This is a genomic window from Rhodococcus sp. G-MC3 (genome assembly GCF_030063335.1).
Lineage (GTDB): Bacteria > Actinomycetota > Actinomycetes > Mycobacteriales > Mycobacteriaceae > Rhodococcoides.
This window is the reverse complement of sequence record NZ_JASISW010000080.1, coordinates 1-1,253: the sequence shown is the minus strand read 5'-3', so window position 1 is coordinate 1,253 and position 1,253 is coordinate 1. Positions and strand designations below refer to the sequence as shown.

The following is a 1,253-nucleotide window of genomic DNA, read 5'->3' as shown; positions in this document are numbered from 1 at the left end:
GACGAAAACCCCAGTGGAACAACCCGATAGCCGAGATCGGCCGAACAATCACGCCTCGTATCCAGGTCGATACCGCGCAACATCATTCAGAACAAGCGAGTCAGCTCATCGGTGCATTCAGGTTTAAGCCACAGCAGACGGCCGACACCGCGGCAGCCCAGGTCGGATTTGAAGTCGCTGTCCAATGTCTCGAACGAGGTCATATTCTGCGCAGTAAACCCCACGCCGTTGTCCAGGACGGTAAAGCCGATAATCGGCTTCATGGGAACGCGTCCGCCTACCGCCGAGCCGAAGTCGAACTCCGCCTGAGAATCCCGGTGCACCCTCACGTTGAGCCGACCTGACTCGTCGGTGTCGCCCCGGGCGTCGATTGCCTGAATGCCGTTGACGATCGCTTCGAGTAGCGGCAGGAGCGCATGGCTCTTGGGCAGGCTTGTGTTCCGGACCCTACCGGCCAAGGAGGTCGTCAGGGTCATAATGCATCCCTTCCCAGAATTTGGAGCGACGCTACCGATGGGCACCGACAAACACGGTGAACCTGCAACATCGTAGAGGCAAGCACGTCAGTCGTCGTCCCTAGGCTCGGTATAACAGGAAGTGACATTCTGCCTCATGTCCGTCCTGATTCTCATCCCACACGACGCCCCACATCCGAGAGGCAGCGCTATCGAATCACACCGACAAATGCACGCTGCTAGCTGCACCCAGATCGGTACCTTTAGGCGTATGGCACAACAAGAATATCTCGTGGAAATTGGAAGTGCCGAGGATCATCAGCCTGTCCGGAAGCATTTTGACGATAACGGGCTTTCGGCCTGGGATGCCGACGAATCATGGATCGAAACTGCGACCGAGAAGAAAGGTCGCTCAGCCGACGGCCTCTACTTGTCCGTGCGGGCTGACAGCGCTGCAGATCTCGACCTGCACGGGCACGGCTGGGACATCTAATTGATTGATGAACGCGAAGCGCCGACTTACCCGGCTACCTAGGCCCGGCGTGATGTCGTGTGCCGGGGCACCGTCTTGCCGCGACCTGCCCATTGTGTCCGAGATTGTCAACGACGGAGTCAAAATTCACCCATACTCTTGGACAACGCTGTCTCGGTTGTCGAAGTTCTCCGTGTTCTTGATCGGCCCAAGGATTTCGGACAGTGGACCCGCTTAGAATAGGAATCTACTGAAATGAGTCCGACCAGCATGAGCAGATCTCGGCGATCGTTCTCGGCAGAGTTCAAAGATGAACTGTGCCGAGA

Annotated in this window: 2 protein-coding genes; one reads left to right on the top strand and one right to left on the bottom strand. The window is 57.1% G+C overall.

Annotation, left to right across the window (positions count from 1 at the left end; all coding sequences use genetic code 11):
* Positions 1-86: 86 nt before the first annotated feature.
* Positions 87-476 (bottom strand): hypothetical protein, encoded by a 390-nt coding sequence (locus QMK17_RS26245; protein WP_283512215.1) that lies wholly within the window; start codon positions 474-476, stop codon positions 87-89.
* 250 nt (positions 477-726) lie between these two features.
* Here QMK17_RS26245 and QMK17_RS26240 point away from each other — a divergent pair, with 250 nt between their 5' ends.
* Positions 727-948 (top strand): hypothetical protein, encoded by a 222-nt coding sequence (locus tag QMK17_RS26240; protein ID WP_283512214.1) that lies wholly within the window; start codon positions 727-729, stop codon positions 946-948.
* Positions 949-1,253: the final 305 nt, after the last annotated feature.